Below are 19,774 nucleotides of genomic sequence, written 5' to 3' on the forward strand. Positions count from 1 at the left end.
GCGCGGGCCGCGATGATACCTTGCCGCGTGTGAACGCACCCGACGAGCTCGGCCGCCTGGCCCCCGACGACCTGCGCACGCTCAGCGCCGATCCGCTGGCGCTCGAGCAGCGCGACGACCTGCCGAGCTTCGTGCCGACCCTGCCGCCGACCAGCTTCGTCGCCGTCGCCCGCGGTCTGCACGCCGAGGATCGCCTCGAGCTCCTCCTGCCACACGCGACCCCCGAGCAGCTCACCGCCCTCTTCGACCTCGAGGCCTGGCGCCGCGATCGCGTCGACATCGACCGCGCCCGCGTGTGGCTCACCGCGATCGTCGACGCCCACGCCCAGGCCGGGCGCGAGCGCGGCGAGCTCGGCGATCTGATGATGGAGATGGACCCCGAGCTGTGGACCATGGCCCTCCTGCCGGGCACCTCCGTCTTCCACCTCGACCCCGACGACGACGAGCAGCGCAGCCAGGCCCGCGACGCCGTCGAGGCGCTCTACACCTACGAGACCCCCGACGGCTTCTTCCTCGTCGCCGTCCCGGACACCGAGACCGGCCATCGGGCGATCCACGTGCTCGACCGCGTCTACGCCGACGACCTCGAGACCGGCAAGGCCCTCGTCAATTCCCTGCGCGGCGCCCTCGCCTCGCAGATCGAGGAGGATCTGCTGCGCTGGCGCGCCGGTCGCCTCGCCGACCTCGGCTTCGTCCCGTGGGAGGAGGCCATGAAGCTGCTGCGTCCGCTCGACCTCAAGGCCGCACGCGAGGCCGACAGCGGCGCCCCGCCGATCGCCAGCACCGTCGCCCCCGCCTTCGCGCCGGCCTCCGCGCCGGCCTCCGCACCGGCCTCCGGCCTCCGCACCGGCCTCCGCACCGGCCTCCGCACCGGCCTCCGCACCGGCCTCCGCGGGCCTCCATCAAGGCCTCAAGCCAGGCCCCACGCTCCCGGCCGAGACGGCCCGCCCCGGCCTTCTGCGCCGCGCCCTCGCGGCCCTCTCGCCCGCGCAGCAGGGCGAGCGCGCCCGCGAGTTCACGCTCCTCGTCAACGAGTTGATGGCCGCCCAGCGCTTCGAGCCCGGCGACGTCAAGCTGCAGGAGCGGGCCTTTCATCAGGCCGAGGCGACCGTCGGCCTCGGCCTCGAGCTGCTCGCCGCCGGCCTCGTCGACCCCGCGGAGCAGGCCCGCTTCCTCGCCGGCCGAATCGCCGCGATCGGCCTGCGCGGGGTGTTTCGCGCCGGCTACGGCCCGCTCGACAAGCTCCGCCGCGCCGCGCTCGCGCTCCACCGTGAGGGTCGCGTCTCGCTCAAGACCATCGGCTCGCTGCTCGATCGCCCGTGGGGCCACGCGCTCGCGGCCCTCGCCCGCTGGTACCCCGAGCTCCCGGTCGAGTCGAGCAGCACCGCCACCCGCCCGATCGCTGGCCTGCGCGACCTGGCCCGCGCCACCGAGCTCATCGCCCAGGCCGGCGCCCTCGCGGCCCTCGCCTTCCACGGCTACGCGATCGATCCAGCCTGGGTCACCCGCGCCGACGAGCCCGAGCGCCTGAGCCTCGGCGACCTCGTGCGCACGGCGATCGTGCACCTACAACTGCCCGGCCGCCGCGGCGGCTTCGCCCCGCTCAGCGCCGACGACATCGCCTGGGCCCGCGACCACCTGCTGCAAGGCGCCCGCCTGATCCCCGCCCTCGCCAGCGAGCTGCGCGCCCGCTGCCTCGCCGTCGGCGCTCCCCAGCACGCCGAGGTGTTCGTGCAGGCCCTGCTCGGCCGCCTCGAGGTCGAGCTCGGCACCCTCGAGCCGGGCGCCGCCGGCCTCCCCGACCTCACCCGCGTCGGCTCCCTGCTCACGATCCAGCGCGTCTCCGTGTGGCTCAAGACCGGCCTCCAGGCCAGCTGATCGCCCGCTCAGCGCGCCAGCTCAGCGCTCCAGCTCAGCGCTCCAGCTCGGCACCACCTCAACGCACCACCTCAGCGCGCCAGCTCAGCGCGCCAGCTCAACGCGCCAGTTCAGCGCGCCAGCTCAGCCGCTCAGCGCCCCGCGCTCGAGCGCCGTGAGAGCCGCCTTCGCGGCCGCCTGCTCCGCCGCGCGCAGGCTGACACCAGACCCCTCGGCCAGGATGATCACCTGTCCTTCGGGCAAGGTGAGCGTCGCCTCGACCTGCCACAGCCCGCCTTGCCCCGGCGGCCGCTCGCCGATCGTCCGGTACGCCGGCGCCCGCCGGTGCTTCGCCTGCAACAACACCTGCAGCTGCGACTTCGCGTCGACCCCGTCCCCGCGCGACAGGCCCGCCACGCGCTCCCCCAGCAGCGCCGTGAACACCGCCGACGCAGCCGCCAGCGGATCGCCCCCGGCCGCGCGCGCGTCGAGGAACGCCGCCGCCAGCGTCGCCTCGAGCGCGTCGGGCAGCGCCCCCTCGCGCTCGAGCACGCCGGTCTTCACCTCGTTGCGCCCGAGGTACATAAACTCCGCGAGGCCGAAGGCCCGCGCCGCCGCGGCCAGCGAGCTCGCCGACACCAGGCTCGCCCGCAGCCGCGTCAGGTCGCCCTCTCCGAGCTCGGGAAAGCGGCGCCACAGCGCGTCCGCGGCGACCAGCCCGAGCACCGCGTCGCCGAGGAACTCGAGGCAGGCGTTGCTCGGCCAGCCCGCGCCCTGGTGCTCGTTGACCCACGACGGGGTCGTCAGCGCCGCTCGCAGCAGCGCCGGGCGGGCGAAGCGATGCCCCAGCCGACCGGCCAAGCCCGCGAGCTGCGGATCCGCCGGCGGCAGCACGGCCAGCACCGCCGGCAGCCCCTCGGTCCCGCCACCTGTCCCATCGGCCAGCTGCCCCGCACCTGTCCCTTCGGACAGCCGCTCGCCACCTGTCCCTTCGGACAGCTGCTCGCCACCTGTCCCTTCGGCCAGCCGACCACCTGTCCCTTCGGCCAGCGGCTCCCGCTCGTTCGCCCCCATGATCGCGCTCACGAACTTCATGACACCTCCAGAGCCCGCCAGTCCGCCGCCAACGCCGCCCCACGCACCCGCGTCAGCAGCTCGGGCAGCGCCGCCAGCAGCGCCTCGACGTCGTCCATGGCGGTGTCCTTGCCGACCGAGATCCGCAGCGCCGAGCGGGCCGCCGCGGGCGTCAGGCCCAGCGCCAGCAGCACCGGCGAGGGCTCGTTCGAGCCCGACGCGCAGGCCGCCCCCGCCGACACCGCGAACCCGGCGAGGTCGAGGTTGATGAGCAGCAGCAGCCCGTCGCAGCCCGCGAAGCCAGCGTTCACCGTGGTCCCCGTGCAGCGCTCGCGATCGCCGTGGATCGTCACGCCCGGCAGCGCCGCGAGCCCGACGCGCAGGCGATCGACGAGCGCCCGCGTGTGCAGCTGGCGGATCTCGCGTTCACTCGCCGCGAGCTCGGCCGCCGCCCCGAAGCCGGCGATCAACGCCACTGCCTCGCTGCCCGGCCGGCGCCCACGCTCCTGCGGACCGCCGAACAGCACCGGCGCCAGCGCCAGCCCGCGGCGATGCAGCAGCGCCCCGACCCCCTTCGGACCGTGGACCTTGTGCGCGCTCAGGCTCATCAGATCGAGATCCCAGGCGTGGAGATCCACCGGGATTTTCCCGAAGGCCTGCACCGCGTCGCTGTGAACCAGCGCCCGCGGGGCGGACTCGCGCACCACCCGCACCAGCGCCGCGATGTCATAGGCGTTGCCCAGCTCGTGATTCGCGGCCGCCAGCGAGACCAGCCCGATCTCGGGGTGCGCCCGCAGCAACATGGCGAGCTCCCCGGCGTCCACGCGGCCCCGCCCGTCCACACCCAGCCGCACCCACGCGTGCCCCTCCCGCTCCAGCGCGCGCGCGCACCCGAGCACCGCCGGGTGCTCGATCGCCGTGGTCAGCAGCCCCGCCGGACGCCCTGTAGCTCGCAGCGCCCGGGCAGCGCCGAGGATCGCCAGGTTGTCGGCCTCGCTGCCCCCGGCGGTGAAGGTCAGCTCCAGCGGCGCCGCACCGACGGCCGCCGCGACCAAGCGCCGCGCCCGCTCGATCACCGCCCGCGCCTGCTGCCCCGGACCATGCACGCTCGACGGGTTGGCCTGCAGGCGATCGTCGCCGAGGACCGAGATAACAACGTCGCGAACCCGCGGATCGAGCGGGGTCGAGGCGTTGTGGTCGAGGTAGCGCACCGGCGGCCCCGTATAGCACGCCAGCGCAGGGCTAACTCGTCGCTCCCGGGCGTCGTGGCGGTCCGCGCCCGCCCGCCGCACAGACCGCATTGCTTCGGCCGTTGACTGCGCGCCGCGGGCGATGAATCATCATCGCCGCTTGAGTCTCCTCGGAACCATGATGGTGAGGGCGGGCCTGCTCTCGGACGAGCAACTCGCGGCCGTGCAGGCCCGCAGCGCGGAGCGCAAGCTCTCGTTCGTCGAGGCCCTCCTCGATCTCGGCCTGACCGACGAGGACAGCGTCGTCGCGTTCCTCCACAGCAAGCTGATGATCCCGCGGGTCGGCGCATCGGTGCTCGACACCGTCGACAAGGGCGCGCTCCTGCGGATCCCCGCCGAGCTGGCGCAGCGCCTCGCGGTGCTCCCGATCTCCGCCGACGAGACCGGCAACCTCACCGTGGCGATGGTCGACCCCACGGACATGCGGGCCGTCGACGCCATCTCGGCCCACACCGGCGCCTACCTCGTCCGCGCCGTCGCCCCGCTCCGCATCATCCGCGCCGCGATCAGCCGCCACTACAACCTGCCGATGCCCGAGCCGCGCCTGACCAGCGTTGCTCAGGCCGCAGCCCAGGCCGCAGCCCAGGCCGCGGCCCCCAGTCCGCGTCCCGCCAGCGTCACCCAGCCCGCCCCGAGCGCACCGGCCATCCCCCCGCCGACCGTCCCATCCATCCCGACGATCCCGGGCATCCAGCCGCCGATCGTCGTGCCACGCCCGGCTCCGATCGTCGGCGCGATGAGCCCGCCGACGGTCCCACCGACCACATCGGCGCCTGTACTTGCCCCTGTATCGGCCCCTGTCTCGGCCCCTGTCTCGGCCCCTGTATTTGCCCCTGTGTCTGTCCCTGTGTCGGCCCCTGTGTCGGCCCCTGTGTCGGCCCCGGTCCCGGTCCCGGTCCCTGGGTCTGCGCCTGCCCCTGTGTCGGCCCCTGCCCCTCAGGCGGGTCCCCTCGCGGCCCCTCCACCCTTGGGCCCGACCTTCGCTACCCCCGTCGCCGCAGTTCCACCCGCGTCTGTCAAATCGTCGCCCGATCCCGCCGGCCCACCGACGCTCGCCCCGACCACCATCGTCCCCGGCACCGTCCCGCTGCCGAGCGCGCCACGTCCGAGCCCGGCTGCGGCCAGCGCGAGCGGCCCGCAGTCAGGCGTGCCGACCACGTTCGATACCCAGCCCGCAGCCACGATCAAGCCATCCGCCGTGCTCCGCCCCGCCGCGGTACTTCAGCCCAGCGCGGTGCTTCATGCCAGGCGGCGCGCCGATCACCACCCCGCGGCCAGCGGTCGTGTTGCCCGCCAGCGCGATCACCGGCCCCTACGGCACGCCGATGCAGCCGGTCCCGGCGGCCTTCCTCCCGACGCCGACGCAACCGCCCCCGAATCGCCCCCAAATACGCCCACGCCCCACGCGCACCCCATCCAGCCCGCCACTCAGCCCGCGACTCAGCCCGCGACTCAGCCCGCCACTCAGCCCGCCACTCAGCCCCCCCGCCTCGCCGCCGACTTCCAGCCGGGCGGCAGCTCAAACTTCGAGCCCGCCCAGCCCCGTCCCGCGCCAGCCCCAACGCCCGCACCCACGCCGCCGCAGCCGGTCGCCGCGCCCGTTCCCCCACCGCCGGGCGACACCCTCGTCAGCGGTTCACGTGCTGACGTGGTCGACATCCCGCTCGACGACCTCGACGAGGCCCCGCCGCTCGAGCCCACCACCCTGATCCCCGAGGATCGCCTCCCGACCCAGACCTGGACCCCGCCGCAGTTCGGCGTCGCCAACGAGATCATCCCGCTCTCGCACGAGGCCTTCCACCGCCTCCTGCCGCGCTTCGCCACGGTGAAGACCCGCGACGAGATCACCGACCTCCTGCTCGACTTCCTCGCCGAGGGCTTCTCGCGGGTCATCATGTTCACGCACATCAAGGGTGAGATCCGCGGTCGCGACGCACGCGGCGAGGATCTGATGGTCGACGCCGTCCGCCAGATCCGGATCCCCGCCACCGGCCCCTCGCTGTTCTCCGGCGTCATCGAGCGCCAGCGGCCCTACTTCGGCCCCATGCGCACCGACACCGCGATCGACGCCGCCTTCTACTCGGCGCTCGGTGGGGTCGACGGCGTGGTCCTGTGCCTGCCCGTCATGATGCGCGACAAGGTCCCGCTGCTGGTCTTCGCGTCCGGCTCGCACAACCCGGTCGACCCGCGCTCCCTGCAAGACCTCACCAACGAGGTCTCGTCCGCGCTCGAGCGCATGATCGTGCTCGACAAGGCCCGCGGCAAGTAGCCGGCCTGTCCCGCGGGACAGGCTCCCGACAGGTCGGGCCTCCGAAGGTCCTGCCGTCTCCGGCCTGTCCCTCGGGACAGGCCGGAGACAGGCCTCAGAACGTCACGCCGAGGTGGGCACCGATCAGCATCTGGTGCACCGACGCCTGGTTGTTCTTCTGGACCTGACAGCCGCTGCTGCTGGCCGTCGACGAGCACACCTGCTTGTGGAAGTTGAAGATGAAGTCGACCTTGGCGCCGACGAAGAAGCGCCGGGTGATGTAGATGTCGACCACCGGCGCGGTCTTCAGCGCGAAGCCCTGCGAGTACACCTTCTCCACGCCGGCGAGCCCGACCAGCCCGTTGTCGCGGACCTTGAAGGTCTGGCGCGACCACCCCGGCGCGAGCTCGAGGCCGATGTCGATCCGCCAGACCGGGATGATCGCCCGCACCACGCCGAACAGGCTGTTCTGGTACGCCGACTTGTACACGTCGGCCGCGCCGTCGCGGTAATCGGGGTTGAAGAAGCCGAGGTTGTACGCGCCGCCGATTAGCAGGTACTTGATCGGCCGAAAGCCGAGCGTGAAGCCCATCCCGAACGACGGCCCCGTCTTGCCCGACACGGTGTCGGCCGACTTGCAGTCGCCCTTGCCCGGGATGCACAGCGAGGCCCCGAACAGGCCCTCGAACTGACCGCCCGTGCGCTTGGGTGGCGCGGCCGCGGCGTCACCCGGCGCGAGCATGGCGGTGGAAGCGAGGAGCCCGGCGGCGATGGTCAGGACGGAGGCGACGCGCGTCAGCATGATGCGCCAGCTTATGCGGGATCCCCCACCAGGGCGCCAAGCCGTCGCCCATGCGAGCGCGTGAGCCATCCGCCGCGGCCCGCTTTGAAGCCCGCAGAGCGCGTGCAAGCGCCCCTGCGCCGACCTGTCCCTCGGGCCAGGCCACCGCTGCGCAGCCTGCGACCGGGGGCGCGCAGCCCGAGTGAACAGCGTCGCGACCTGGAGCACACGCGACCTCGGCCGCCGTGCCGCCGCTGCTGCCCGTCGCCGTGCCAGGCGTCCCGGTCTCGAGGCGCGCGGGCAGATCGGCCCCGACGTGGCCCACCCGCTGGCGGCTCGCGGCCCTGGGTCGATCCGGGTAGACTGCCCGCCGCCATGCCGACCACCACGTCGCCGCTCCGCCTCACGATCGCCGCGCTGGCCGTCGCCTGCCTCGCCTGCAAGCCCGCGAGCCAGCCCGACACCACGCCGCCGAACGAGGTCGCCGGCGTCGACGACGACAAGCTGCCCGAGCGCCCGCCGATCGAGCGCAGCGGCGAGCTGATGGCCAGCGGCCAGCACGCGGAGGCGCTGGTCGTCCTCGACGACGCGCTCAAGGCCAGCCCCGACGACCCCGAGCTGCACTACGCCCGCGGCATCGTCCTCGAGCAGCTCGGCAAGCCCCAGGAGGCCGTCGCGGCCTGGCAGGCCGCCGTGCAGCGGAGGCCCGACTTCTTCCCCGCCCTCAACGGCATCGGCGCGGTCCAGCTCGACGCCGGCCAGACCAGCGAGGCCATCGCGTCCTTCAAGGCCGCCATCGCCGCCAAGCCCGACTTCGCCGACGCCCACTACAACCTCGGCCGCGCCCTCCTGGCCGCCGGCGACGTCCCGGCCGCACGCACCGCGCTCGAGGCCGCCAACCGCCTCGCCCCGGAGGACGTCGACGTCCTGCTCGTCCTCACCGAGCTCCACCGCAAGGCCGGCCGCGTCGACGACGCCCTCCTCACCAGCCGCGCCGCCGCCAGGCTCGCCCCCGACGACGCCGAGGTCCGCCGCCTGCTCGGCCACGTGCTCATGGAGAAGGACCTCCACGCCGAGGCCCAGCTCGAGTTCGCCGCGGCCCTGGCCAAGAAGCCCGACGACGTCGACGCCCGCCTCGGCCTCGCCCGCGCCCTCGTCAAGCAGGACAAGTCCGAGGAGGCCCTGGTCCCGCTCGCCGACCTCGCCGTGCGCGTGCCCGACCAGGCCGTCGTGTGGTCCGAGTGGGGCGCCGCGCTGGCCAAGCTCGGCCGCGTCACCGGCCCCGAGGGCGCGCTGGCCCGGCTCGACAAGGCCCTCCAGCTCAAGCCCGACCTCGCCTCCGCGCACATCCGCAAGATCGGCGCGCTCGCCGGGACCAAGCAGTGCAAGCCGGCCCGCGACGCGCTCAAGGCCTTCACCGCCCGCAAGCCGAAGCCCGACGCCCAGGCCCAGGCCCAGGCCGCCCTCGCCGCCTGCAAGTGACGCCCGCCTCGCGTCGCCGACCGAGGTAGGCCCGACGACGCGCTGGCTGCGAGTCGTCGCCGAGGGAGCTCGGCCCGAAGCGCCACGCCTCAGCCGAGGTAGGCCCGCGGCCAGCGGGGATGCGTCGTCGGCACGCTCGCCAGCACCCGCCCGATCGCGTCCGCCAGCTCGAGCGCCACCGCCGAGCGGCCCTCCACCGCGAGCCACTCGCCCGCGACTCCGTGCACGTACACCCCGGCGCACGCCGCCTCCCACGCCCCGAGCCCGCGCACGAGCAGCGCCCCGATCAGCCCCGCCAGGCAGTCGCCCGTCCCCGCGGTCGCCAGCGAAGGCCCGCCGCTGACGTTGATCGCGATCCGCCCCGCCTCCGCGATCACGCTGCCCTCCCCCTTGAGCACCACCACCGCCCCGGTCGCCGCCGCGATCGCCCGCGCGGCGGCCAGACGATCGGCCTGCACCTCGGCGGTCGGCCACGGACGTCCGGTCCGCGCCGTCAGCAGGCGCGCCGCCTCGGCCGGGTGCGGCGTCAGCACGCGCGGCCCACCGACCTTCGCCCCCGCGATCTCGGCCAGCGCCGACGCGTCCCACACCGCCGGCCGGCGATCGTCGGCGTAGAGCCCCGCCAGCCCGACCCGGTCCTCCGCGCGCGTCAGCCCCGGCCCGACCACCAGCGCCGTCGCGCCCGGCAGCAGCGGCTCGCCGCGCGCGGTCACCATCAGCTCCGGACGCAGCGCCAGCAGCTGCGCCTGGACCGTCGGATCGCCGCTCACGATCGTCACCAGCCCGGCCCCGCCGCGCAGCGCCGTGGCCCCGCACAGCACCGCCGCGCCCGGCGTGCCCGCGCTGCCGCCGACGATCCCCAGGTTCCCGCGCTCGCCCTTGTGTGCGCCCGCGGGCAGCCGCGCCAGCCACCCGCGCACCGCCCCCGGCCCGAGCAAGGTCATCCCCGGGCCTGTCCCTTCAGACAGCCCACCCGCGGACAGCCCACCTGTCCCCGCGAACATCCCACCTGTCCCCGCGGACAGCCCACCTGTCCCTTCGGACAGCTCACCTGTCCCCGCGGACAGCCCGATCTCCGCGACCACCAGCGCACCCACGAAGGCCCGCGCCGGCGTCAGGTGCAGCCCCGGCTTGCTGCGCTCGAACGTGATCGTCAGGTCCGCACAAAACGCCAGCTCCCCCACCGCCCCGCTGTCCGCGTCGATCCCGGTCGGCAGATCGACGGCCACCCGCGTGGCGCTGGCCGCGTTGGCCCACGCGACCGCCGCCAGGTACGGCGCGCGCAGGGGCGGCGCGGCGCCGGTGCCGAGCATCGCGTCGACGATCACCCCGTCCGCCGTCGCCGGCAGCCCGCGCCCGATCGTCACCCCGGCCCGGCCCGCGATCGCTACTTGCTCCGCCAGCGCCCCCTCGCAACGATCTGCGAGCAGCTGCACGCGCACGGCCACCCCGCGCCCGTGGAGGATGCGGGCGATCGCCACCCCATCGCCGCCGTTGTTGCCGGGTCCGCACAGCACGAGCACGCTCCGACCGGCGCGTACGCCCTCGATCGCCGCGGCGCAGGCCAGCGCCGCCCGCTCCATCAGCACCGGCGAGGGCACCCCGATCGCCCCGATCGTGTGGCGGTCCGCCGCCGCCGCCGCCGCCCGGGTCCACAGCTCGGACGACGCGCCCATCACGGCTCCGGCGTGCAGACGAAGGGCCCGACGGTGAGATCGTCGACGCTCCAGCCGGCGTGGATGAACGCCGAGTCATCGCGCGAGTAGCAGATGCGCACCCGCAGCGCCGCGTTCTTGAAGGTGCTGATGTTGTACTGCTGGAAGGTCCACTCGGGGTCGTCGATCCCCGGGTTGGCGTAGCCGGTCTCGATGTTCTGCCACTCGCCGTCGAACACCTCGATCGTGTGCTGCACGAACGGGAAGTAGTCCGTGTGCAGGTGGCGCCAGAAGGTCAGCCACAGGCTGCTCGCCTCGCTCGCGTCGATGACCGGCGAGGTCAGACAGGTGGTGGCCTGCTCCGCCATCGGGATCAGCCCACCAATGAGCGTGCCAGCCACCATGTTGTCGTCGCCGGGGCTGTGATCCTCGGGCGGGTCCCAGCCGTTGGTGCCCTTGGGCGACTGCATCGCCGGTCCAAACTCCCACAGCGGCCCCAGCTCCCAGCCCGGGTCGGGGTCGCTGAAGTCCTCGAAGAACAGGTAGCCCGGCCCGCCGACGCCGCACAGCCCGGCCATGCAGGTGTCGTTCGGCGTGCACACGAAGCCGTCGTCGCAGACCTCGCCCTCCGTGTTGAGGAACGCCTCGCCGACGCACTCGCCGGTCTTCGCGTCGCACTTGCCGACCCCGCAGCTGCTGTCGAGGTCGCTGCAGTCCGTGACGGTCCCGCCGACGCAGGCCCCCGCGGCGCACTGCTGCCCGCTCGTGCACAGGTTGGCGTCCTCGCAGGCCAGCCCGTCCGCCAGCGGCTCGACCACGCAGCTCTTGGCATCGATGTCACACGTCGCGTCCTTGCACGGCTCATCGAACGCGTCGCAGTCCGCGTCGGCGAGGCAGTCCGGCTGCGTGCACACCTCGCCGCTGCACCAGGTCGAGAGGCAGTCGAAGTCGATCAGGCAGTGCAGCCCGAGCGTGCAGGACACGCAGCTCGCCCCGCCGCAGTCGACGTCCGTCTCGTCCTGGTTGACGAGCCCATCGTTGCAGCTGGGGATCGCCACTTCACCGCTGCTGCCGCTGCTCTCGCCCGCCTCGCCGCTGCTCGTGCCCTGCGTGCCCGTCGTGTCGCCCGTCTCGCTGCCCGTCAGCTCGCCGGTGTCCGCCTGCGTCGTCGGCCCCGCGCTCGTGCCCGTGTTCGCGCCGCCGCTGCTGTCGCTGCTGGTCGGCGTCGGCTCGCTCGTGGTCGTCAGCCCCCCTCCCGTGCTCGCCCCGGTCGAGGTCTCCGAGGTCACGGTTTGGAACGGGACCTCGCTCGCGCAGGCCGGGACCAGCAGCACCAGGGACAAGAACCGCATGTCACCTTGGTAGCGGATCCGAGCGCCCAGCGGGAGCCCCCCGCGCAGAAGTCTGCGCCCTCGCCCTACCTTCTCGCACCTACTTCCGTGCCCTGGGCGGCTCGTCTCGCACCGACTTGCCCTACTTCCTCAGGCCCAGGCGAAACGCCCAGCGCCAGCGGTCCAGGCTCGCCCCCGCGATGTCCTCCAGCAGGCTGTAGGTCGCCGGCAGGAACACCAGGGTGACGATCGTGCTGGTGACCAGGCCGCCGGCGATGACCAGCGCGATCGCGTGGTAGTAGACCCCCGCCAGGGTCGGGTGGTGGATCAGCATCGGCAGCAGGCCAAGCACGGTGGTCCCGGCCGTCATCAAGATCGGCCGCAGCCGATCGCGGCCGGCCAGCGCCAGCGCCTCGTCGCGCGGCACCCCGGTGCCGCGCAGCTGCAGGGTGCGGTCGATCAGCATGATCCCGTTGTTGACCACGATCCCCACCAGGATGAAGAGCCCCACCATCGCAGTCGTGTCGACCGTCGTCCCGGTCCACCACATCAGCCACGGCGCCCCCAGGCAGCCCAGCAGGCAGGTCACCAGGATCGCAAACGGCTGCAGGAAGCTCTCGAACAGCGACGCCATCACCGCGTACACCAGCAGCAGGCACAGCCCGAGGTTGATCACCGTCTCGCCGACCGTGCTGCTGCGCCCGCTCCAGCGCGCCCAGTCGCCGCTGCTGTAGCCCGGCGGGAACGCGAAGCCGATCATCGCGTCCTTCACGATCTGCTTGTTCTTCTCGGGGTTTGCGGTGAAGAAGCGGACCTTCACCTTGACCTGCGTCTCGCGGTCGACCCGCTGCACGAAGAACGGGCTGCGGGTGCGCTCGAAGCTGGCGAGCGAGCCGACCGCCACCTCGCCCGGACCCGCCGCCGTGGTCACCGGGATCTTGAGGTCACGCAGGTCAGCCAGGCTCGGCCCATCCTCGCCGCCCGCGGCCGACTTGCCGCCATCGGCCGACAGGCGCAGCTCGATCTCCCCCTCGGGCCCGCGCACCTGCCCGAGCGGCAGCCCCTGGAACGCGGTCTGGATCAGCCGCGCCACCTCGTCCGCGCGCAACCCGTGGCGATGGATCGCCGCGCTGTCGAGGCGCACATGCAGCTCGCGCGAGCCCTCGTCGTAGGGACCGATCACCGCGTCGTAGCCGCCCGCCTCGACGTGGTCGCCGTCGCCGCGGGGCAGGGTCTTGCGCAGGTGCTCCGCCGCCTGCTCGCCGAGCTCCATCAGCACCCCCATGTCCTCGCCCTTGATCGCCAGCTCGACCTCGCGGCGGTCGCCGCTCCCGCGCCACTGGCTCTGCGCGTTCTCCCCGACCAGGTAGCGCACCCCCGCCTGCTCCGGCAGCGCCCGCGTGACCCGCTCCGTGAACGCCTCGACCGCCGCCTCCGACTCCGCCCGCACGATCGGGTGCGCGCTGCAGCGGGCCCAGAAGTCGCTGTAGCGGCAGCTGACGTGGGCGATGCCGAGCGCCGCGGCCTGGGCCAGCAGGCTCGCCTCGATCACCTCGACCTTGGCCCCGATCTCCTTGTAGCCCGGGCTGCCGACGAACTGCAGCCCGATCTCCAGCGCCTCCGGCCGCGGCTGCAGCTCGCCCAGGTTGAAGTGCAGCGCCCGCGCCGGGTAGTACGCGCTCGCGGCCAGCAACAGGCTGACCAGCAGCGTCAGCCCGCGGTGGCGCAGGGTCCGGGCGATCAGCCAGCGATAACCACCGCCCACCCGATCCATCCACGGTGTCGCCCGCGGCCTGGTCCCCTGCAGCTTCAGCACCGCCGGCATCAGCAGCGGCACCAGGGTCTGGCTGATGAACAGGCTGCACAGCAGCACGATCGCGAAGGTCAGCCCCAGCGGCCCGAGCATCGCGCTCATCGGGTCCGACGGGTCGCCGAACACCAGCGGCAGGAACACGATCACGCTCGACAGCGTCGACGCCACGGTCGCCAGGCTCACGTCGCGCCCGCCCTGGCGGATCGCCTGCATCGCCGGCACACCGCGGCCCGCGTGGTGCTCGATCGCCTCGACGATCACCACCGCGTTGTCGACCAGCATCCCGACCCCGAGCACCAGCCCGAGCAACACGATGCAGTTGAGCTCCTCCCCGCGCAGCAGCAGCACCCCGCAGGTCGCCAGCAGCGTCAGCGGGATGCACAGCGCCGCCACCAACGTGGTCCCGGCGCGGCGCAGGAACAGGTACAGCACCACCACGCCGAGCAGCCCGCCGTAGATCCCGGTGTCGCGCAGGTCGGCCAGCGTCTTCAGGATCACCTCGCCCTGGTCCTGGAACACGATCACCTGCAGGTCGCCGATCCGCGGGCTCTGCTGCAGCTCCGCGATCACCTTGCGCACCGCCGCCGCGACCACCACCGGGCTCGCCCCCGCCTCCGCGAAGATGTCGAGGTCGACCCCGAGCTGCCCGTCGAGCCGGCGAAAGTTGCGGTTCTCGCGGGGATGGATCGCCACCTCCGCGACCTCGCCGAGCCGCGCCGCCGCCACCCCGTTCGCCGTCACGGGACTCGCCGCCGCGGCTGGCGAGTTCGCCGTGTTCGCCGTGTTCGCCGTGGTCGTGCTCCCGCCGCTCGCCGCCGAGCCCAGCGTCGACGCCGAGCGCGGCGCCATCGCGGCCGCCGACAGGTTGCTCGCCGACGGCGCCGCCATCCCCGTGCTCCGCGTGCCACCTGTCCCGGAGGACAGCCCCGTCGGCGGCCCGCGAGCTCCGTTGCTGCCGAGCCCCGCGCGTCGCGGCACCGGCAGCGCCGCGAAGGCCTCCGGGTCGGCCGGCACCGCCGGGCTGCGCACCCCCGGATTGATCTCCTCCTGACGCAGCACCCCCAGCGATCGCCCTTGCCGGGCCCCGCGGAGCACCGCGCTGATCTGTCCGAGGTCGGCCCCCGCCCGCTGCACCGCCTCGAGGTCCAGCGCCACCTCGAGCTCGCGCGGCGTGGCCCCCTCGAGCTCGACCCGCGACACCCCCGGGATGCGCTCGATCGGGCGGATGATGAGCCGCTCGATCAGGTCGTAGTCGCGGGTCAGCCCGCTCGCGCTGGCCAGGCGCAGCTCGAGCACCGCGTCGTCCGAGCGGCCCCACGAGTCCATCGTGATGCGGCTGATCGTGTCGGGCAGGCTCGCCCGGATGCGATCGAGGCGCTCGCGGATCTCCGCCTTGCGCGCGTCGATGTCGGTGCCGCCGCCGAACTCGAGGTTGAAGCGCACGCCCCAGCCGCCGCTGCCGACCTGGATCTTCTGCAGCCCGCGCAGCCCGGCCATCTGCGCCTCGACCGGGCGGATCACCTCGCGCTCGACCAGCTCCGGGCTGGTGCGCGCCAGGTCGATGCGCACGCTCACCCGCGCCGATCCCGAGTCCGGCAAGAACGCCAGCGGCAGCGCCCGCACCGCGATCGCCCCGAGCACGAAGATCGCCAGCAAGATCATCCCGACCATCACCGGCCGGTCGAGCGCCAGATCCGACAGCCCCGAGCGCCGCGCCGCCACCCGCGGCCCGCCGCCGACCTGGCTCTCGGGACCTGTCTCCTGGGCCATGTCACCCCGCATGGCCGCGTCCTTCGCAATACGGTCGATCTCCGGACCTGTCTCCTGGGCCATGTCCGCCCGGCTGGCCGCATCGTCCACGCGAGTGTCGACCATGTCAGCCCTCCCCCGTCAGCGCCGCCCAGGCCGCCCGTCGGCGCCCCGGCACCAGGCTGTAGGCGCACGGGATCACCACCAGGGTCAACGCCGTCGAGGCCACGAGCCCGCCGATCACCGCGATCGCCAGCGGCTGACGCAGCGCCGCCCCGTCGCCGAGCCCGATCGCCATCGGCAACAGGCCCAGCACCGTCGTCGCCGTCGTCATCACGATCGGCCGCAGGCGCAGGCGGCCCGCGTGGATCAGCGCCTCGTCGACCGCCATGCCCTGCCCGCGCGCGTAGTTGACCGTGTTCACCAGCACGATCGCGTTGTTGACCACGATGCCCCCGAGGATGATCGCCCCGATCCCCACCATCGCCGAGATCGGCGTCCCGGTCAGCACGCAGGCCGCGCTGACCCCGATCAGCGCCAGCGGGACCGTGCCCATGATCAGCAGCGGGTGGTGCAGGCTCTCGAAGCTCGACGCCATCACCACGTAGATCAGGAACACCGCGATGACCGCCGCGAACAGCAGGCTGTCGAGCGACGCCCCCATCTCGCTCGCCTGACCGCCGACCGCCGCCTGGACCCGCGGGTCGTCGGTCGCGTGGCGATCGAGCACCGCCTGCACCTCCGCCGCCACCCGCCCGAGGTCCGCGCCCGCCAGCCGGGCCCGGATCCGCAGCCCGCGGCGCCCCTCGATGTGCCGGATCTCCGCCGGCCCGATCGCCGGCGTCAGCTCGGCCACCGCCGACAGCAGCACCGGCACCCCGCCCTGCACCGCGACCTGCACCCGCCCGACATCCTCGACCCGCGTGCGGTCGACCCGGGGCAGCTGCACGCGCACGTCGAGCTGGCGATCCGCCGCGTGCATCTTGGTCGCGACCTCGCCCTGGATCGCCCGCTGCACCGCCAGCGCCGCCGTGTCGACCGCCAGCCCGAGCCGGCTCAGGCGCTCACGATCAAAGTCGACGCGCACCTCCGGCCGCCCCGCGAGGTCATCCGGCACGACGTCCGCCAGCCCCGCGATCGCCCGCAGATCGGGCAGCAGGCGGCGCGCGTGGGCCACCGCCCGCGCCGGCTCATCGCTGAACACCTGCACCTCGATCGGCGCATCGAACGAGAACAACGCCGGCCGCCCGAGCCGCGCCGACGCCTCGGGCTCGCGCAGCGCCGCCTGCATCCGCGTGAACAGCTCCGCCTCGGCCACGGCCCCCTGCTCCGGCGGCAGCGCCTGCAGACGCACGTTGACCTGAGCCAGGTGAGTCCCCTCGATCGTCCCCGTCGCGCTGTCCCCCGCCGTCATGCTGCCGACCCGCGCGAACACCTGGGCCACCCGCGCGTCGCCCTTCACCGCCTCCGCCAACGCCCCCGCCAGCGCCGCCGAACGGTCGAGCGCGCTGCCCTGCGGCAGCGCCAGCTGGACGAAGAACTCGCCCTGCTGCAGCTCCGGCAGCAGCGTGCGCCCGAGCCCGCGCGCCAGCTCCACGCTGCCGACACACAGCCCCAGCGCCGCCAGCAGCACCGGCACCCGCACCTTCAACGCGACCCGCAGCAGCGCCGGATACAGCCGCTCGACCCCCGCGTAGAGCATCGTCAGCGGCCACGCCACCAGCGACAGCACCCGCCCGAGCCCGCGCATCACCAGCCCCACGAGCCCCGCCAGCAGCGCCGGCACGATCGCCAGCAGCCCGACGAGCCCCGCCAGCCGCCCCCGCGGCGACGCTTTCGCCTCCACCTCCCCCGCGCCGCCGAGGCTCTGGAGCACCGGTACCAGCGTGAGGCTCACGACCATCGACGACAGGATGCTAAACGACACCGCGTAGCTGAGGTCGCGGACCAGATGCCCCGCCACGCCCTCGACGAAGGCCATCGGCAGGAACACCGCCACCGTGGTCAAGGTCGACGCGACCACCGACGCCGCGACCTCGACCGTCCCGCGCACCGCCGTCGCCGCCAGGCCCGCGCCCACCTCACGCTCGCGCACGCGGGCGATCGACTCGAGCACGACGATGCTGTTGTCGACCAGCATCCCGACCCCGAGCGCCAGCCCGCCGAGGCTCATCAGGTTCAGCGACACCCCGAGCAGCTGCAGCGGCACGAAGGTCGCCAGCAGCGAGATCGGGATCGACACCGCGATCACCGCCGTCGCCCGCAGGTCGCGCAGGAAGAACAGCAGCACCAGCACCGCCAGCAACCCGCCGAGCAGCGTGTTCGCCTGCACCTCGGCGATCGCCGACTCGATGAAGCTGCTCTGGTTGCTCAGCACCTCGACCGACTCGCCCGGCATCAGCCGCAGCGACGGCAGCCCCGCCAGCACCTCGTTGGCGACCGCGACCGTGTTCGCGTCGCCCTCGCGATAGACCGCCAGCTCGACCGCCTCACGCCCCGCCACCCGCGACAGTTCACTGCGCTCGAGCGGCGCCCGGCTCACCCGCGCGACCTCCCCGAGCCGCAGCTCCGCGCCCGCCCGGCTGCGCACGATCACCTCGCGCAGCGCCTCCGGTGTGCGCGCCTCGTGGACCGTGCGCACGAGGTAGCGGCTGCGTTGATCCGTCAGCGCCCCGCCCGGTCGGTTGACGTTGTCGCGGCGGATCGCCTGCGCCACCTCGTCGGCCGTCAGCGCATGCGCGGCCAGCCGCGCCGGGTCGAGCTCGACCCGCACCTCCTCCTTGTCGCCGCCGTGCAGCTGCACCGCCGCGACCCCCGGCAGCTTCTCCAGCGCCCGCTGGACCAGCCGCTCCGCGTGCTCATACAGCTCGGCCCCGCGAGCCCCCGGCCCGCCGACCAGCGCCAGCCGCAAGATCGGCTCCTGCGCCGGGTCGTAGCGCAGCACCACCGGCCGCAGCGCCCCGATCGGCAGCACCGCGCGGTCGAGCTTCTCGCGCACGTCGTCGAGGCTGCGGTCGATGTCCGTGCCCCAGCCGAAGTCCAGCACCACCTCGCTGAGCCCCTCGCGCGACACGCTCTCGACCCGCACCACCCCCGGCACCGCGCCGACCAGCTCCTCCACCGGCCGCGTGATCAGCTCCTCCACCTCGCTCGGCGCCGCGTCGACGTACTCGCTGCGGATCGTCACGCTCGGGTAGCTCAGGTCCGGCAGCAGCGCGACCGGCAGCCGCGTCAGCGCGACCAGCCCGAACACCACGATCGCCACCATCACCATCGTCGTCGTGACCGGGCGACGCACCGCCCCGGACACCAGCCCGCCCTCGCTCACGGAGCGCCCGCTCCGCCCTTGCCCGCCGCCTTCGTCGCCTCGCTGTCCTTCGGGACAGGCGCCGCGACCTTCACCGGCATCCCCTCGGTGACCCCGTCGCCCGCGTCCGCGACCACCACCGCCTCCGGATCGAGCCCGCCGCGCAGCTCCGCCTGTGTCTCACCGACGAGCCCGAGCTCGACCGGCCTTCGCCGCGCCCGCCCGTCCTCGATCACGTACACGTGCGGCACGCCCTCGAGCTCGAACACCGCCGTGCGCGGCAGACTCGGCGCCGCGGAGCGCCGCTCGACCCGCAGCTCGGCCCGCACGAAGGCCCCCGGCACCGCACCCGCCGGGTACTCGCGCGCCCGCACCGTGAACTTCACCGTCCCCGTCAGCGGGTCGACCACCGGCGAGCGCCGCTCGACCGCCGCCGCGAAGCGGGTCCCGTCCTGCAGCTCCAGCGTCGCCGGTGCGCCCGCCTGCACCGCGCTCGCCTCGCGCTCCGGCACGTGCAGCTCGACGTCGAGGACGCTGAGATCCGCGAGGCTGTACAGCGGCGTCGAGGCGGTCGCCAGGTTGCCGACGTCGATCGCCCGCCGCGTGATCGTCCCGTCGAACGGCGCCACCACGATCGTCTGGTTGGCCTGATGCCGCGACACCTGGGCGCTCGCCAGCGCGTTCTCCAGCGCGTAGCGCTGCTTGTCGAGCTCCTCGCGCGGCAGGTTGTCCGCGATCTGCTCGAGCCGGCGCAGCTCCTGCGACGCGTTCTTCGCCGTCAACGCGTCGCGCGCGGCCTGCAGCTTGAACCCGCGGCCATCGAGCCGCACCAGCGTGTCCCCGGCCTTGACCCGGTCCCCCTCCTCGGCCCGCAGCTCGAGCACCACCCCCGGCTGCAGCGCGACCAGCTCCGCCGATCGCAGCGCCCGCAGCGTCCCCGAGGTCCGGTAATAGCGATCGATCTCCGCCGGGGCGATCGCCGTCACCGCCACCGCCAGGGGCTCCGCCGGCTTGCCCTTGCCGTCCCCCTTGCCGTTCGCCCCGGCCTCACCGCCACACGCCGGGACCAGCAGCGCCGCCAACAGCAGCCACCGCCGACCCCACCTCGCTGTGTCGTTGCCCTGGCCCATGCGATCCCGCCTCGGACCCCGCGCGACCGCGCCAGGTTTTCGGCCCGCCATCCTTATCACGCTCCCGCCGCCCGCGGCCACCCGCCCCCACGCCCGC

The 19,774-nt window shown here is 73.9% G+C and carries 11 protein-coding genes and 1 pseudogene; 4 read left to right on the top strand and 8 right to left on the bottom strand.

The genetic code is table 11. From position 1 onward, the window contains the following. Nucleotides 1–29: 29 nt before the first annotated feature. Both IPJ59_RS02570 and IPJ59_RS02575 read left to right on the top strand, forming a co-directional pair. Nucleotides 30–812, top strand: a pseudogene (locus tag IPJ59_RS02570) (DUF6178 family protein); the annotation flags it as partial. A gap of 145 nt (nt 813–957) precedes the next feature. Beyond that, nucleotides 958–1,878 carry a DUF6178 family protein gene (locus tag IPJ59_RS02575; protein WP_293269867.1) on the top strand — a complete coding sequence of 307 codons (921 nt, stop codon included), beginning with the start codon at nt 958–960 and terminating at the stop codon, nt 1,876–1,878. A gap of 123 nt (nt 1,879–2,001) precedes the next feature. Here IPJ59_RS02575 and IPJ59_RS02580 read toward each other — a convergent pair whose 3' ends face one another. Next, nucleotides 2,002–2,952, bottom strand: a complete 951-nt coding sequence (locus IPJ59_RS02580) for a ribonuclease III family protein (RefSeq protein WP_293269598.1) — start codon at nt 2,950–2,952, stop codon at nt 2,002–2,004. Further along, nucleotides 2,949–4,142 carry a cysteine desulfurase family protein gene (locus IPJ59_RS02585; protein ID WP_293254493.1) on the bottom strand — a complete coding sequence of 398 codons (1,194 nt, stop codon included), beginning with the start codon at nt 4,140–4,142 and terminating at the stop codon, nt 2,949–2,951. Before IPJ59_RS02585 ends, IPJ59_RS02580 begins: the two co-directional genes overlap by 4 nt. 157 nt (nt 4,143–4,299) lie before the next feature. Here IPJ59_RS02585 and IPJ59_RS02590 point away from each other — a divergent pair, with 157 nt between their 5' ends. Next, nucleotides 4,300–6,450, top strand: coding sequence for a GspE/PulE/PilB domain-containing protein (locus tag IPJ59_RS02590; RefSeq protein WP_293269600.1), 2,151 nt, complete (start codon nt 4,300–4,302; stop codon nt 6,448–6,450). A 94-nt stretch (nt 6,451–6,544) separates the two neighbouring features. Here the strand turns inward: IPJ59_RS02590 and IPJ59_RS02595 are convergent, their stop codons facing one another. Next, nucleotides 6,545–7,231 carry a hypothetical protein gene (locus tag IPJ59_RS02595; RefSeq protein ID WP_293254499.1) on the bottom strand — a complete coding sequence of 229 codons (687 nt, stop codon included), beginning with the start codon at nt 7,229–7,231 and terminating at the stop codon, nt 6,545–6,547. A gap of 354 nt (nt 7,232–7,585) precedes the next feature. On the opposite strand from IPJ59_RS02595, the gene IPJ59_RS02600 reads away from it, so the two are divergent. Beyond that, on the top strand, nt 7,586–8,692 hold the full coding sequence (locus tag IPJ59_RS02600; protein WP_293269601.1) for a tetratricopeptide repeat protein: 1,107 nt from the start codon (nt 7,586–7,588) through the stop codon (nt 8,690–8,692). 89 nt (nt 8,693–8,781) lie between these two features. Here the strand turns inward: IPJ59_RS02600 and IPJ59_RS02605 are convergent, their stop codons facing one another. The 5 genes from IPJ59_RS02605 to IPJ59_RS02625 form a co-directional block, all read right to left on the bottom strand. Further along, nucleotides 8,782–10,368 (bottom strand): NAD(P)H-hydrate dehydratase, encoded by a 1,587-nt coding sequence (locus tag IPJ59_RS02605; protein ID WP_293269602.1) that lies wholly within the window; start codon nt 10,366–10,368, stop codon nt 8,782–8,784. Next, complete coding sequence (locus IPJ59_RS02610) at nt 10,368–11,699, bottom strand: hypothetical protein (protein WP_293254506.1); 1,332 nt, start codon at nt 11,697–11,699, stop codon at nt 10,368–10,370. Before IPJ59_RS02610 ends, IPJ59_RS02605 begins: the two co-directional genes overlap by 1 nt. A gap of 121 nt (nt 11,700–11,820) precedes the next feature. Continuing rightward, nucleotides 11,821–15,366 (bottom strand): efflux RND transporter permease subunit, encoded by a 3,546-nt coding sequence (locus tag IPJ59_RS02615; protein WP_293269603.1) that lies wholly within the window; start codon nt 15,364–15,366, stop codon nt 11,821–11,823. Nucleotide 15,367: 1 nt separating this feature from the next. Continuing rightward, nucleotides 15,368–18,568: an efflux RND transporter permease subunit gene (locus tag IPJ59_RS02620; protein WP_293269604.1), complete on the bottom strand. Its 3,201-nt coding sequence runs from the start codon at nt 18,566–18,568 to the stop codon at nt 15,368–15,370. Beyond that, complete coding sequence (locus IPJ59_RS02625) at nt 18,565–19,677, bottom strand: efflux RND transporter periplasmic adaptor subunit (RefSeq protein ID WP_293269605.1); 1,113 nt, start codon at nt 19,675–19,677, stop codon at nt 18,565–18,567. The genes IPJ59_RS02620 and IPJ59_RS02625 overlap by 4 nt, the downstream gene beginning before the upstream one ends. Nucleotides 19,678–19,774 lie beyond the last annotated feature (97 nt).

The sequence above is a fragment of the Nannocystis sp. genome (assembly GCF_016714285.1).
Lineage (GTDB): Bacteria > Myxococcota_A > Polyangia > Nannocystales > Nannocystaceae > Nannocystis.